A 14212-nucleotide genomic window follows, 5' to 3' on the forward strand; every position below is an offset into this window, starting at 1 on the left:
ATGTAGCCGGCCTTCAAATCCTGCAGGTTGTCGCCGCCGACCGCCGCCGCGCAGCACACCACCGCGCCGATCATGATCGCCGCCACCGCGCCCAGCGGCGCGCCGTTCACCCCCACCGCCTGCTTGCCAGCCTCGCCCAGCAGCACCAGCAGCACCGCCGAGGCAAACAGGATGGTGGCGATGGTAATTCCCGACACCGGATTGTTGGAACTGCCCACCAGTCCGGCCAGATAGGCCGACACCGACACGAACAGGAAGCCGGCCACGATCATGATGATCGCCATCGGGATGCTCACGTGCCACAGGCCGACGATGGCCTGGTACAGGCCCAGCAGCGGCAGCACGAACACCACCAGCGCGATCAGCATCCACTTCATCGGCAGGTCGCGCTCGGTTTCCGCCACCAATTCACCGCTGCCCTTGCGCGCCGCGGCAATCCCGCTCTTCACGCCCGACAGCAGCGATTTGCGCAAGCTGAACAGCGTCCACACGCCGCCGATCAGCATCGCCCCGACGCCGAGGTAGCGGATCTTGGCCGACCAGATCGCACCGGCGATATCCTCCGCACCCGCACCCACGATTTTCTGCGCCAGCGCCGGATCGCTGTCGAGGAAGAAGGCGTGGTAGATCGGGATCGCGATATGCCAGGACAGGATCGAACCGGACACCACCACAATCCCGATGTTCAGGCCGACGATGTAGCCCACGCCCAGCAGCGCCGGCGACAGATTGGTGCCGAGGTAGCCGAGGTATTTGCCGAAGAATCCGGCGCCAGCGGCGGTGTCCGGAATCAGCCGCATGCCGCTGGCCGCCGCGGCCTTGATCAACCCGCCCAGGGTCGCTGAAAACGCCAGGATCTTCAGCCCCGGCCCCGGGTTTTCGCCGGCTTTCAGGACTTCCGCCGCCGCCTTGCCCTCCGGGAACGGCAGCGGCTCTTCCACGATCATCGAACGCCGCAGCGGCACCGAGAACAGCACGCCCAGCAACCCGCCCAGGCCCGCGATCGCCAGCACCCACAGGTATTTGAAGTCCTGCCAGTAGCCTAGGATGATCAGCGCCGGGATGGTGAAGATCACCCCCGCCGCGATCGACGACCCCGCCGACGCGCCGGTCTGGACGATGTTGTTCTCCAGGATGCTGCCGCCGCCAAGCAAGCGCAGCACCCCCATCGACACCACCGCCGCCGGGATCGCGGTGGCGATGGTCAATCCGGCGAACAATCCCAGATAGGCATTCGCCGCCGACAGGATCACCGCCAGCACGATTGCCAGCACCACCGCACGCAGCGTCAACTGCGGCACCTTCTCACCCGGGTTCGACATCAGCGATCCTTTCAGACAGGCAGCCGGGCAACGCTAGCCGCTGCGGGCGGGCAAGTCCAGTATCGCTTGCGCAAACTCACGACCTAGCGCCGCGGCGAAACACCTTCCCCCCATGGATTCAGGCTCTGCACGTGCGCCTGCACGGCGATCTGCGCCCGCGGATGCACCTCGGTGCAGCGCGCAGCATCATGTTCCTGCCGGCCAGCTTCAACGGCTGCTTGCCGACGCGCAAAGTCGCGGGAACCTGACTGAATTGTCAGGCGACAGATTTGATCTGCCAGCCGGGAAACACGAGAACGGCAGGATGGCAGCGCAAGGCCGTACCCAGCGTCTTGGCACGTTCCACACCCAGATTGACCCGGCCATTTTCAATGCTGGAAATGGTGGTCTGAGGGATGCCGCACAGGGCGGAGAGCTGCGTCTGGCTGAGCCCCTGCAGTTCGCGGATGATGCGCACCGATTCACCGGGCGTGACGTCGATGCGCTTTTTGGCGGGAATGAGTCTGCGCATATTCAGCGTTTCCGATAGTCATGTGGAGTCACTCGAACGACCTGGACAATCATCACATCCGCCTCGATGGAATAGACGACACGCCATTGTTCGTTCAGCCGAGAGGATCTGCAACCTTTCCAGTCGCCCGAGAGTGCCTCATCCCGGAAGCCCTTGATGGCGCGAAGCCCTTGCGGGCCGGAAAGCATGGCAATGTCCTTCCATTTTTCATAGCGCTTGAGGATTTCGACGGGAACACGCCCGGAAGAGAGTTCCTTGTCCGCCTGGCGATGTTCAAGTATCTTCCACATTGTTTATTGTGACTAGGTTAAATATAGCATGTCAAGCGGTAACAATGCACAGCTGTCCGCTGTCATTTGGCCACTGAACCCACTTCGCCACGCGGCTGCAGCAACCAAACCCCGCCCTACCAACACTCACCCCTACAATCCCCCCACTATCCCACCCAGGCCACGCCCTTGACCGCAGCCGCCAGCGCCATGCCCGCCCGCGAGGATTTCCTTGGTCATCCCAAGGGGGTTTACGTCTGTTTTTTCACCGAGATGTGGGAGCGCTTCTCGTTTTACGGGATGAAGGCGCTGCTGTTGTTGTATCTGATCAAGTACCACCGGTTCGGGGATGCATCGGGGCTGGATCTGCTGGGGGCTTACGGCGGGCTGGTGTACTGCCTGCCGGTGATCGGTGGCTTGTTGGCCGACCGCTGGTTGGGGATGCGCAAGGCGGTGACGTTTGGCGGCATCCTGCTGGTGCTGGGGCATCTGGGCATGGCGGTGGAAGGCCATGCGGCCAGTGTCGTGAACGGGGTGGTGGTGCGCGATGAGGGTGCGCTGCGGGTGATGTATCTGTCGCTGGCGCTGATCATCATGGGTGTGGGTTTCCTCAAGCCCAACATTTCCACCATCGTCGGCAAGCTCTACGCGGACAACGATCCGCGCCGCGATTCCGGGTTTTCGCTGTTCTACGCCGGGATCAACCTCGGCGCCCTGTTCGCTTCGCTGGTGTGCGGCTATGTTGGCGAAACCTGGGGCTGGAAGTACGGGTTCGGCGCCGCCGGCATCGGCATGGTGATCGGGCTGGCGATGTTCCTGTGGGGCCAGCGCTACCTGCACGGCCACGCCGAACCGCCGCGGCCGCAGGCGCTGCGCGAATCGGTGGCCGGGATCCGTCGCGAATGGCTGATCTATGCACTGGCCGCGCTGGGCACGCTGCCGGTGGCCTGGCTGATGTGGGCCACCGCCAACGGCGCGTTTGCGCTGGGCGGCCAGATCTCGCTGGCGCTGCTGTTGATGATCGTGGTGCTGGGCGCGGTGCTGGTCTGGTTTGGCTGGTTCATCGGCGCCCGCTGCACCAAGGTCCAGCGCGAGCAGATGCTGGCGATGATGGCGATGATCTTCATGGCGCTGGTGTTCTTCACCCTCTACGAGCAGACCTACGGTTCGTGGGTGACGTTCACCGATCGGCTGCTGACCAAGGACATCGTGCCGGCAATGGTGGTGCGCGACGGCACGCCCTGGCCCTGGTCCACGGTGTCGCTGCTGCTGGCGCCGCTGGCGTTCTTCCTGGCGGCGCGGATGTCCGACCGCAACCCGGATTCGAACGCACCGCGCACGCTGTTTCTGGTGGCCAGCGCGGTCATCCTGGTGCTGCTGATCCGCGACTGCGTGGCACTGCCGCAAACCGCCGGTTCACTGACGTACCTCGGCGCGTTTTTCCTGGTCGCGCTGGCGCCGATCTTCACCGCGCTGTGGGGCTGGCTGGACAAGCGCAGGCTGGACCCGTCCAAGCCGACCAAATCGGCCATCGGGCTGCTGTTCGGCGGGCTGTCGTTCGTGCCGATGGCGCTGGCGGCGCAGCAGGTGGGCGCCACCGGCGCGATCGCCAGCGTGTGGTGGCTGGTGCTGGCCTACCTGATTCTGGAAATCGGCGAGATGTGCCTGTCGCCGGTGGGGCTGTCGGCGGTGACGCAGCTGGCGGTGCCGCGCGTGGTCAGCCTGATGATGGGCACCTGGTTTTTGGCGACGGCATTTTCGGAAACGCTGGCGGCGCTGTTCGGCAAGCTGGCCGCCATCGATGTGCCCGAGGGCGAGGCCATGGATCTGGTCGCCGCGGCCGCCAAATACGAGCACCTGTTCTGGCTGCTGATGTGGATCGGGATCGGCTGCGCGGTGCTCGCCTTCCTCGTCGCGCCGCTGCTGCGGAGGATGATGCACGGGGTGAAGTGAAGCTGAATCGGCATGGCCTATTCTCCTGTCGGTCGCTGCTACACTCGGGAACTTGATCGCAACGAGTCCTGACCGTATGCCCGCACTGCGCCCGCTCACCTTTGCACTCGCCGTCACTCTCGCCGCATCACTGGCTCCGCAAAGCAGTCTTGCCGCCAAGAAGCCGGCGCAAAACAGAAGGCCTGCGGCCGCGTGCAACGATTTCTACGCCGAGGCCAACAAGGGTTGGCTGGCCGCCAACCCGTTGCCGTCCAGCGGTGCGGTGTCCGCGCTGGGCGAGTTGGCGATGCATGCACAGCAGCAGCAGCGGCAGTTGCTGGAAACGGCCATGCGTGCGCCGCAAAACGATGTCCAGAAACTGCTCGGGGACTTCTGGGCCAGCGGCATGGACGAGGCGGCGGTCGAAGCTGACGGAGCAACGCCCATCGCCCCGCTGCTGCAACGCATCGCGGCCATCCGCAGCAACAAGGATGTCGCACCCGCGATCGCTGCCTTGCACCAGGTCGGCATCCCGGTGGCGTTCCAGTTTGGCGCCGACGTTGACCTGCGCGATCTCGGCCGTCACCTCGGGTACTTCAGCCAAGGCGGTATCGGCCTGCCGGATCCCGCCTATTACACGCGCACCGACGACGACACCCGCGCATTGGTCACGCGCTACACCGATTACATCCGCAAGATCCTCGCCCTGACTGGCGTCCCGCAGGCCGAGATCGAGCGCCAGACCGCGCTGGTGCTGGACATGGAGCGGCAGATCGCGCAATCGGCCCGCCCGCTCGCGGACCTGCGCGATCCGCGCAACAACTTCGCGCCGGTGGCCACATCCGGCCTCGGCAAGCAATTCCGCAACCTGCAACTCGATGCCTTCCTCAAGGCGCAAGGCATCAGCGACGACACGGTTTCGATGTCCAACCCGGAGATGTTCGCGAAAATCGACCGCCTGGTCGGTTCCCTGCCGCCGGCGCAGTGGCAAGCCTACCTGCGTTTCCGGGTCGGCGATTCGATGGCCCCCTATCTTTCGCAATCCTGGCGCAATGCAAGCTTCGATTTCCGCGGTCGGGTGCTGCTTGGCCAGACTGGACCGGCTCCGCGCTGGCAACAGGTGCTTGATGCGATCAACCTGGCCGCCGGGCCGATGCTGGGCCGGGAATACGCCGCCGCCCACCTCAACGATGCCACCCGCCGTCAGGCCGAGCACATCGCACTGCAGGTCCGCGACGCCCTGAAACAGGCGGTTGGCCGCAGCAGCCTCCTCGGAGAGGCCGCGCGCGCAGAGGCGATCCGGAAACTGGACCGGCTGCGGATCGAAGTCGGCTCCCCGAGCTACGACATCGACTTCAGCATGCAGCCGATGGGTCGTGGCAGTTTCGGCAGCAACATGCTGATCGCCTCCAGCTGGCGCCATCGGCAGGAGATGCGCCGGATCGGCAAGAACAGCGCCGCACGCCGTTGGGACGTGTTGCCACAGCAGCCAGCGCTGGCTTATGACCTCGCGCAGAACCGCCTGATCATCACCGCGGCCACGCTGCAGACGCCGGTACTCGACATGGCGATGCCGGAGGGCAATCGCTACGGTGCCTTCGGCGCATTGGTCGGGCACGAACTCAGCCACGCCATCGGCGGCCGCGGCCGCCACGTCGATGCCGACGGCAATGTGCGTGACTGGTGGGGCGCTGCGGAGTCGACCGCATGGGAGGCACTTGCCGCGAAAGTCTCGACACTGTATTCGGCGCTGCCCTACCCGGGCCTGAGCGGAGTCAAGGTCAATGGCCCGCTGACCCGGGACGAGGACATCGCCGACCTTGCGGGGGTCGAACTCGCCTTCGCCGCCCTGAACGCAGCGCAACCCAGCGCAAGCGGGCAGACCCGGAAGGCATTCTTCACCGGTTGGGCACAGCTCTGGGCCCAGCGCGTGACAGCCGGCGAAGCGCAGATCCGCGCCCAGCAGGACGTGCGTGCGCCGGGCGAATGGCGTGCCAACGTCCCGCTGATGCAAAGCAGCGGGTTCGCAGCGGCCTGGGGCTGCCCGGCCGGAGTCCCGATGCAGGCCACGTCCCCGGTTCGGATCTTCGACTGACCCCAGCCCCCGGTCATCGACAGCGCGTTCGCGGCTTCGGGCAACGCTGATTCATTCAGCGTTGCCTCAGCGCACGCTGCGCAGGTTCGGCGGACCCCGTCGCCCTGTCCCGAACGGTCCCTGCCCACGCCAATGGCGGATCAGCAGCCAGCCAAACAGCATCCCGCCAAGGTGTGCGAAATGCGCCACGCCGGGCATCCAGCCATTGAAGCCGGCACCCAGTTCGAACAGGCCATACAGGATGACCAAGGTGCGCGCCTTCATCGGAATCGGCGGGAACAGCAGCATCACGCGTTGGTTCGGAAACAGCAGGCCATAGCCAAGCAGCAATCCGAACACGCCACCGGACGCACCAAGGGTCGGATACGGCATGGCGCCCTGGGCAACCGACCAAGAACCAACGCAAAGCTGGCATAGGCCGGCACCGAACACGCAGACCAGGAAGAACGTCAGGAACCGCTTCGTTCCCCACACATATTCCAGCGGCGCGCCGAACATCACCAGAGCCAGCATGTTGAAGCCCAGGTGCATCGGGCCACCGTGCAGGAAGCCGTAGCTGAGCAATTGCCATGGCATGAACGCAGGAGCCGAGCCGGACGGGTCGTAAACCGCGCCACTCCACGGCCACAGCATCAAGAAAGAGAGTGCTTCATTGCCGAGTGCGAACTGCAGGCCGAAGCCGACCACATTGGCGATCAGCAGCGCCTTGGTGATGCGGGGAATGTCGAACGCCATCCGGGCGGGATCCAGGTTTCGTTGCAGTGCATCATAACGGGTCAGCGCGGCGCCCAGACCGCCGCGTCCAGGGTTTCTTCAGCTTCGGCCATCTGCACTCGGCCGTTGCGGACGGCCACACCCTCGGCGCGCAGGCGCTTGGCCTGTTCGCGGAACGGCCGAGAACCGGCGGCGAAAGCGATGCGTCCGTCGGCGCGCAAGATCCGATGCCAAGGCAGGTCGGCATCGTCGTTTTCCCCCAGCACCCGCGCCACCAATCGTGCGCGACCGGGCAAGCCGGAACGACGCGCGATCCCGCCATAACTGGCGACTTCGCCACGCGGCACCGCGCGGATCGCATCAAGGATGCGCTGGCGCGTGGAATCGTTGCCTTCAGGCGTAACCATGATCCGGGTTAGCATACCGGTTCACCCGTTCGCGCTTCGTGCCGCCCCATGAACAATTTCGAACAGATCCACCAGCACCTGCGTGCCGCGGACTATCGCCTGTTGCTGGAGGAACCCGGGCTGGCCTGTGTCGAGCTGACCCTGCGGCAGGGCAAGCGACACCAAGCGATCTTCCTGACCGAACTGCAGGACGACGACGGTCGCCGCTTCCTGCGCGTGAGCACCTCGATCGCCCCGATCACCGGGCTGGATGCACGCAAGGCGCTGGCGTTCAACTGGGAAAGCCGGGTCGGCTACCTCGCCATCGGTGAACTCGACGGCGTGCGTTACCTGCAGTTGTGCGAGAACCGTCCCTATGACAGCCTGCTGCCTGCGGAAGTGGATCGGTTGATCCTCGAAATCGGCGGCACCGGGGACGCCATGGAAATGCGTCTGTCGGCTGGCGGGGACTTGCTCTAAAGCCCACGCACCGAAGCGCCTTCGGGGCCGTGGCCGCAACGCGCCCACCGCTGCAATTCGCCGGGCGCACGACACGCCAACGCGCATCTCCAACGCCGCAGATCAAGCCCAGCCAAGGACCTCCAGCAGGCGATAGAACAGCCAAGCCACCGTCGCTGACGCCGGGATCGTCAGGATCCAAGCCCAGATGATCCGCTCGATGGTGTTGATCTTGAGTTTGCGCGGGTTCTTGGCGAATCCCACGCCCATGATCGCGGTGGATACCGTGTGGGTCGTCGAGACCGGCATGCCGAAATGGGCCGCCGTCATCAACACCGTGGCCGAACTCGTATCGACGGCAAATCCATCCAGCGGATGCAGCTTGACCATCTTGTGACCCAGCGTCTTGATGATCCGCCAGCCGCCTGAAGCAGTGCCCGCCGCCATCACCAGCGCGCAGGTCACCACGATCCACGTCGCCACCTCCGCACCCGCCGACTGCGCCGGATGCATGAACGCAAGCCAGTGCGGCAGATCGTCCAAGGCCCCGCTTGCTTCTGCCCCGACCAAGGTCAGGGCGATCACGCCCATGGTTTTCTGTGCGTCGTTATGGCCATGCGCATACCCCATGTATGCGGCGGACAGGATTTGCAGCTTGCCGAACAACGCATTGATCCAGCGCGGCCGGGCCAGCCGTCGCAACCAGCCCTTGGTGCGCTCCAGCCCGGATATCAACGTCCACAGCAGCACCATCAGGGTCAATCCCAACAGGAAGCCGACCAGCGGGGACGTCACCATCGGGACGATGACTTTCCACACCAGTCCCTTGCTCTTGGTCCAGTCGGCCGCGCTCTGGATCCAGATCAGCGCATCCCAGTTCATGTGCGCGGCCGACAGCGCCGCGCCGCACAACCCTCCGATCAATGCGTGCGAGGACGATGACGGCAGCCCGAACCACCAGGTGACCAGGTTCCAAACGATCGCGCCCAGCAGTGCGGACAGCACCAACTGGGAGGAGGCATCCACGACTCCGGTATTGACAATGCCGGTGGCGATTGTGGCCGCGACCGCGGTGCCCGTCAGCGCACCCAGCAAATTGGTGACCGCCGCCAACCCCACCGCCTGCATGGGCGTCAGCACCTTGGTGGCCACCGAAGCGGCGATGGAATTGGCGGTGTCATGGAAGCCGTTGATGAACTCGAAGATCAGCGCGGCGACCACGACGACAAGGACAAGCGTCAGCATCCGGGCGCGTCCGTCAGGAATTCTTGAGCACGATTTGATAGGCAACCACGCCGGCCTCGCGGCAACGGTCGATCGCCTTTTCGAGGATTTCAAAGAATTCCTTGAGCAGGAACATCTGCAGGCTGTCGAGCTTGCCCGAGTAGATCTCCCGGTACAGTTCCAGCATCAGCCGATCGGCCTCGTTCTCGATCGATCGCAGTTTCTCGTTGAGCGCGGTCATGCGATCGAGGTTCATGTGCTCGAGTTGGTCGACCATCTCCACGACCACCCCTGCCGCCTGTTCCAGCATCGCTGCCCGCGGCGCGAAATCGATGTTCCCGAGGTGCTGCACCGCCAGCGCATAGCGATCGGCGAATTTCTCGATCTGCTTCGGGATCTTGTGCAGCGCCGACCCCAACGCTTCGATGTCCTCGCGCTCGATCGGAGTGATGTAGCTGTCCACCAGCGCTTGGCTAATCTTGTCGGCAGCCGTGCGTTCGCGCAGGCGGGCTAGCTTGAAGGCGTCCAGCGCCGGCTCGCGATCCGGATCCCGCATCATCGCGTGCAACGCCTTGGCGCTGTCGAAGGCAGCCGCGGCAGCATCGTCAAGGAGGGCATAGAACTGGGTGCCGGATCCGAATATGGTCTGCAGTGAAAACATGGCGCGTCCGCGGGGTCGTAGGGGGCAATGCGCGGCATCCTAACGTCCCTATGTGACGCGTTCGTGACAGTCCCGCGGCTGCTATCATGCCCACGCGCCACGCACAGCCATGGATTCCAACCCGATCCCACCGCCCCGTTCCGTGCATTGCCCCTGCTGGCAAGCGTTGCCGATCACAGGCAGCACACCGACTGCACGCGACCATCCTGGTATCCGCCCGTGCTGGAACTGCTGATTGTCCTTGCCTTGCTCATCTTCAACGGCTTCTTCGCACTGTCGGAGATGGCGGTGCTCACCTCGCGCAAGGTCCGCCTCAAGCAACAGGCGGAAACCAGCCGTGGCGCACGCACCGCGCTTGAACTGGCTGAACGCCCGGAACGATTCCTGTCCACGGTCCAGGTCGGCATCACCAGCATCGTCATCTTGACCGGCATGTACGGCGGCGACGCCATCGGCCTGCGCATCGGCCACTGGCTGGCGGTCAACGTGCCCACCCTCGGCCGCCATTCCGAAACCGTCGGCAACGTGCTTGCGGTCACCGTGATCACCTACCTCAGCATCGTGATCGGTGAATTGATTCCCAAGCGACTGGCGCTGTTGGCACCCGAGCGCATCGCCGCGACGGTGGCAACGCCAATGCGTTGGCTGGCTTGGTTGGCAAACCCCATCGTCGGGCTGCTGAGCGCGACCGTGCACGCCTTCCTCGCCCTGTTCCGGATCAAGAGCGGCAGCGACGACCAAGTCACCGAGGAAGAAATCCGGATGCTGGTCAGCGAGGGCCACGAACAGGGCGTGATCGACATCGACGAACGCAACATGGTCAATCGGGTGATGCGCCTGGGCGACCGCACCGCCGACAGCCTGATGACGCCGCGCACCCGGATCGCATGGCTGGACACCACCGCCACCCTGCAGGAAAACCTCGCGGTGATGCTGGAGCATGCGTATTCACGCTACCCGGTCCACCGCGGCAGCGACGCCGACGTGGCCGGCATGCTGGAGGTCAAGACCCTGCTGGACGAATTGGGCCGGCCGCGCCCGGACCTGTTCAACGACATCCGCCCTGCCCTGTTCGTGTCGGAATCCACCCACGCAATGAAGCTGCTGGAGCTGTTGCGCGAAGACCAGCAGTCGGCGGCGCTGGTGGTCGACGAATACGGCGACATCCAAGGCATGGTGACGATTGCAGACATCGTCGATGCGGTGATCGGGCGGCTCCAGACCGGCAGCGACGCCGACGACGGCGAAGCCTTGGTGGTCGAACGCGAGGACGGCTCGCTGCTGGTCGATGGCGGCCTGCACATCGACGAGCTGCGCGAGTTGACCGGCGAGCGCATCCCGGATGCCGACGAGATGGAATTCCATACCGCCGCGGGACTGGTGATCGCCCATTTCGGACGCATCCCGCGGGTCAGCGAATATTTCCGGATCGGCCAGTGGCGGATCGAAGTCGTCGACCTCGATGGCCCGCGCGTCGACAAACTCCTGCTGCAACGCGAGGTGCCCACGCCCCAACCGGCAGACCGGCAAGACGCATGAAGCCTGCTGCGATCAGCCGAGCAAACGGACGAAATCGACCGCGGCCAAGGGCTCGCTGAGCCAGTAACCCTGCACGAAATCGCCATCGCGCTCGCGCAGCAGGTCGTATTGGCCACGTTGCTCGACGCCTTCGGCCACGACCACGATCCCGAGCGAATGCGCCATCGCCATGGTGGCGCTGGTCAACGCAAGATCGCCAGGGTCATCAAGCAGGTCGGTAATGAAACTGCGGTCGATCTTCAGGCCATCCACCTGCACCCGGCGCAGGTGATTGAGGCTGGAATAGCCGGTGCCGAAGTCATCCAACCACACCCGCACGCCCAGGTTGCGCAGCTTGGACAGCAAGTCCGCGGCATGCGCCACGTCGCGGATCACCGCGGTTTCAGTCACCTCGAGATGCAACAGGTTGGCGGCGAGTCCGCTTTTTCGCAATGCCTCGGTGACCTGAGCGAACAGGCCGGAACTGCGCAACTGGCGCCCCGACACGTTCACCGACACGAACGGCCGCGAGCCGTCAGCAAGCGCCGGCCACTGGGCCGCCTCCCGGCACGACAGGGCGAGGACTTGTTCACCAATCTCGTCGATCAGACCGCTTTGCTCGGCCACCGGGATGAACGCTTCCGGCGCAATCGCCCCTTCCACCGGATGGGCCCAGCGCAGCAGCGCCTCGGCGCCAACCAGCACGCGATCGCGGGTCCGGTAGATCGGCTGGTAGACCACCGACATCTCGCCGCGCTCCCAAGCACCGCGCAGGTCCTGCTCCATCCGCAGCCGCTGCATCGCATCCTCGTCAACTGCACGACTGTAGAAACGAAAGCAGTTCTTGCCGGCGAATTTGGCTTGGTACATCGCGATGTCGCCGCATTTCATCAACTGCGAGGTGGTATTGGCATCGTCCGGGAAGACCGCGATCCCGACCGAAGTCCCCAACACCAGACGCCGCCCGTGGAGCAGCAGCGGCTGGGCCAGGTCATGGACCAGCGCTTCGGCAATCCGGGTCGCCTGCCCGCGCAAGTCGGTGCCCGCCACGGCCTCCAGCAAGATCACAAACTCGTCGCCACCGAGACGAGCAACCAAGGTCCTTGCACCGTCCTTCTGGGCCACGGCATGTTCGATCCGGGCCGCCGTCTGCACAAGCACGTCGTCGCCCGCCTCGTGCCCGAGGGTATCGTTGATTCCCTTGAAGTCGTCGAGATCGGCAAACAGCAGTGCAAGCTGGCAGCCGGTCCCGTGCATTTCGCGCAGGCGCTGTTCCAGGTCAGCCCGGAACGCCAGCCGGTTGGCCAGTCCGGTCAGGGCATCGCTGTAGGCGGCCCGACGCATGTCACGGTCATGTCGCGCCACGCTTTCACGCATGTGCTCGAAGGCGTGGACTAGGTCACCCAGCTCATCGTTGCGCTCCGCCACCGGGACCGGCGAGGAAAAATTGCCGCTTTCGATTTCCCGCGCGGCGTCGGCGAGTTTCCTGATCGGCTGCACCAGGATCCGCTGTATCATCACGGCCCCGAAGACGCACACCACCGCCAAACCAAGGCACATCAGCAGCAGGCCCCACAGTCCGCGCCGGCTGACCTCGGAAAGCCGCGAGCGCAGCCCGCTGAGCGTCTCCTCCTCGGCCTGCGCGGCCGCAGATGACGAGTAGCCGATGCGAACGCCGCCCAGTCGCTCGTTGCCGACCGAGATCGGACGGGAAACGTCAATGCGCTCGCCAGCCTGCAACACCATGGGTCCATTTGCTGCCACGATCCGGGATGCAAGTGCGTCCTGCATCGGCCGGCCATAGGCCGGGATATCCCCCGAACCATCGTGGAGGATGCGGCCCTGCGGGTCATAAACGAGGACGTAGGTGACGTTCGGCGCCCGCTTGGCGTCGCGCGCGAGGTTGCCGACATCCTCGAGGTCGAAGAAATAGAGCGGATTCGCCAGCGAATCGGCGAGCTGATGAACCTGCGCCTCGCCGCTCTGGCGCAGTTGGGCCCTGAGCAACGACTGGGTGCTCTGACGGGCAATCTCGAACGTCTGGCGCTCACCGCTCATCTGCTGGAACCACAGCCCCAGCGTCAATATGAGCATCAGCATGAACACCACCACCATCGCGGTGGTGTAGCGCCACTGCAGGCTCGATCGGCGGATGTTCACTCGACTTCCCTGCGTACGCGCTGCACTCCACGGCCCAGGCTACGCAGCATCGCCCGGTCCTGTGCCGTGATCGGAACAAAGCGCGAGGTCCCCATGAAACTGCGCAACGCGGCTGCGGCGGCGGGATCGCTGGCCGCTTCCAGCAGGACTTCGCGCAGGCGCGCCTCTAGCCGAGGGTCCAGGCCATTGCGCGCCAGCATCACCGCACGCGGGACGTCCTCGCTCTGGCCGATGACCCGGAAATCGCGAGCAAACACCGAAGGCATGCGCTGCGGGTGGCCCCAGTCGATGTTGCTCAACACCCCGGCGGCAACCAGGCGCTTGTGCACCCATGTGGAGATATTGAGCTCGGTTCGTGCAAAAACGTAGCCGATCCGACCAGCCGCGGGCCGATCGGTCGGCGACAGCAGCGGCTCGAGCGATTCCCCGGCATCCAGCAATTGCGCCGCCGGAAGGTAGTAGGCGCTGGTCGACAATGGATTCTGGAACGCCACACTGTGGCCTTGGAGGTCATGCAAGGTGTGGATGGGGCTGTCCTTGCGCACGAAGAAAATCGCATGGTAGTGCGACACCCCGTCGCGCTCACTGATCAAGAACGAATGGGCCACCCCGCGGTCTTCCAGTCCTGCGGCATTGCCCGCGGTTTCATTGATCAGGTCGACGCGGCCGCGGCGCAGATAGCTGGACATCTGCTGCAGGTCGCGCGCCATCAGGATTCGGCCACTGCGGATGCCCACGTCATGCAGGCGCGGAACAAGGTATTGCAGCAGCGGCTCGAGCTGCTCGTAATGGGCCTTGGGATCGTCGCTGATCCGTCCCAGCACCAGCACGCTGGACTCACCGCCCACATCATTCGCGTCCTGCGCCGAGACTGTCGGAGCAAAGGAAAAAAGCAGTCCGAGCACGCAAACGAGCGCCCACAGGAGACGAGCCGAGGCTGGCGGCATGTTTCGTACAAACA

At 64.7% G+C, this 14212-nt stretch carries 13 protein-coding genes; 4 read left to right on the top strand and 9 right to left on the bottom strand.

All coding sequences use genetic code 11. From position 1 onward, the window contains the following. From IT472_RS08470 to IT472_RS08480, 3 genes are all read right to left on the bottom strand, one after another. A partial coding sequence (locus IT472_RS08470; RefSeq protein WP_297180834.1) for an oligopeptide transporter, OPT family occupies nucleotides 1–1322 on the bottom strand: 1322 nt, incomplete at its 3' end. A gap of 256 nt (nucleotides 1323–1578) precedes the next feature. Then, nucleotides 1579–1833: a helix-turn-helix transcriptional regulator gene (locus IT472_RS08475; protein WP_297180836.1), complete on the bottom strand. Its 255-nt coding sequence runs from the start codon at nucleotides 1831–1833 to the stop codon at nucleotides 1579–1581. 2 nt (nucleotides 1834–1835) lie between these two features. Beyond that, nucleotides 1836–2123 carry a type II toxin-antitoxin system mRNA interferase toxin, RelE/StbE family gene (locus IT472_RS08480; RefSeq protein WP_297180838.1) on the bottom strand — a complete coding sequence of 96 codons (288 nt, stop codon included), beginning with the start codon at nucleotides 2121–2123 and terminating at the stop codon, nucleotides 1836–1838. A 189-nt stretch (nucleotides 2124–2312) separates the two neighbouring features. Between IT472_RS08480 and IT472_RS08485 the strand changes: the two genes are divergently transcribed. Next, on the top strand, nucleotides 2313–4055 hold the full coding sequence (locus IT472_RS08485; RefSeq protein WP_297180905.1) for an oligopeptide:H+ symporter: 1743 nt from the start codon (nucleotides 2313–2315) through the stop codon (nucleotides 4053–4055). 76 nt (nucleotides 4056–4131) lie between these two features. Next, nucleotides 4132–6129, top strand: a complete 1998-nt coding sequence (locus IT472_RS08490) for a M13 family metallopeptidase (protein ID WP_297180840.1) — start codon at nucleotides 4132–4134, stop codon at nucleotides 6127–6129. A gap of 66 nt (nucleotides 6130–6195) precedes the next feature. On the opposite strand, the gene IT472_RS08495 is transcribed toward IT472_RS08490, so the two are convergent. Together IT472_RS08495 and IT472_RS08500 are read right to left on the bottom strand one after the other, a co-directional pair. Beyond that, nucleotides 6196–6864 (bottom strand): rhomboid family intramembrane serine protease, encoded by a 669-nt coding sequence (locus IT472_RS08495; RefSeq protein ID WP_297180842.1) that lies wholly within the window; start codon nucleotides 6862–6864, stop codon nucleotides 6196–6198. A 41-nt stretch (nucleotides 6865–6905) separates the two neighbouring features. After that, nucleotides 6906–7250 (bottom strand): MGMT family protein, encoded by a 345-nt coding sequence (locus IT472_RS08500; protein WP_297180844.1) that lies wholly within the window; start codon nucleotides 7248–7250, stop codon nucleotides 6906–6908. 48 nt (nucleotides 7251–7298) lie between these two features. Here IT472_RS08500 and IT472_RS08505 point away from each other — a divergent pair, with 48 nt between their 5' ends. Then, nucleotides 7299–7709, top strand: coding sequence for a hypothetical protein (locus tag IT472_RS08505; protein ID WP_297180846.1), 411 nt, complete (start codon nucleotides 7299–7301; stop codon nucleotides 7707–7709). A 102-nt stretch (nucleotides 7710–7811) separates the two neighbouring features. Here IT472_RS08505 and IT472_RS08510 read toward each other — a convergent pair whose 3' ends face one another. After that, nucleotides 7812–8933, bottom strand: coding sequence for an inorganic phosphate transporter (locus IT472_RS08510; RefSeq protein ID WP_297180848.1), 1122 nt, complete (start codon nucleotides 8931–8933; stop codon nucleotides 7812–7814). Nucleotides 8934–8946: 13 nt separating this feature from the next. Beyond that, nucleotides 8947–9573, bottom strand: coding sequence for a DUF47 family protein (locus IT472_RS08515; RefSeq protein WP_297180850.1), 627 nt, complete (start codon nucleotides 9571–9573; stop codon nucleotides 8947–8949). Nucleotides 9574–9792: 219 nt separating this feature from the next. On the opposite strand from IT472_RS08515, the gene IT472_RS08520 reads away from it, so the two are divergent. Then, on the top strand, nucleotides 9793–11112 hold the full coding sequence (locus tag IT472_RS08520; RefSeq protein ID WP_297180852.1) for a hemolysin family protein: 1320 nt from the start codon (nucleotides 9793–9795) through the stop codon (nucleotides 11110–11112). 12 nt (nucleotides 11113–11124) lie between these two features. Here IT472_RS08520 and IT472_RS08525 read toward each other — a convergent pair whose 3' ends face one another. Further along, complete coding sequence (locus tag IT472_RS08525) at nucleotides 11125–13251, bottom strand: EAL domain-containing protein (protein WP_297180854.1); 2127 nt, start codon at nucleotides 13249–13251, stop codon at nucleotides 11125–11127. Further along, a complete protein-coding gene (locus tag IT472_RS08530) occupies nucleotides 13248–14156 on the bottom strand; it encodes a phosphate/phosphite/phosphonate ABC transporter substrate-binding protein (RefSeq protein WP_297180856.1) in 909 nt (302 codons plus the stop codon). Before IT472_RS08530 ends, IT472_RS08525 begins: the two co-directional genes overlap by 4 nt. Between the last annotated feature and the right edge of the window lie 56 nt (nucleotides 14157–14212).

The organism is Thermomonas sp. (assembly GCF_020850895.1).
GTDB lineage: Bacteria > Pseudomonadota > Gammaproteobacteria > Xanthomonadales > Xanthomonadaceae > Thermomonas.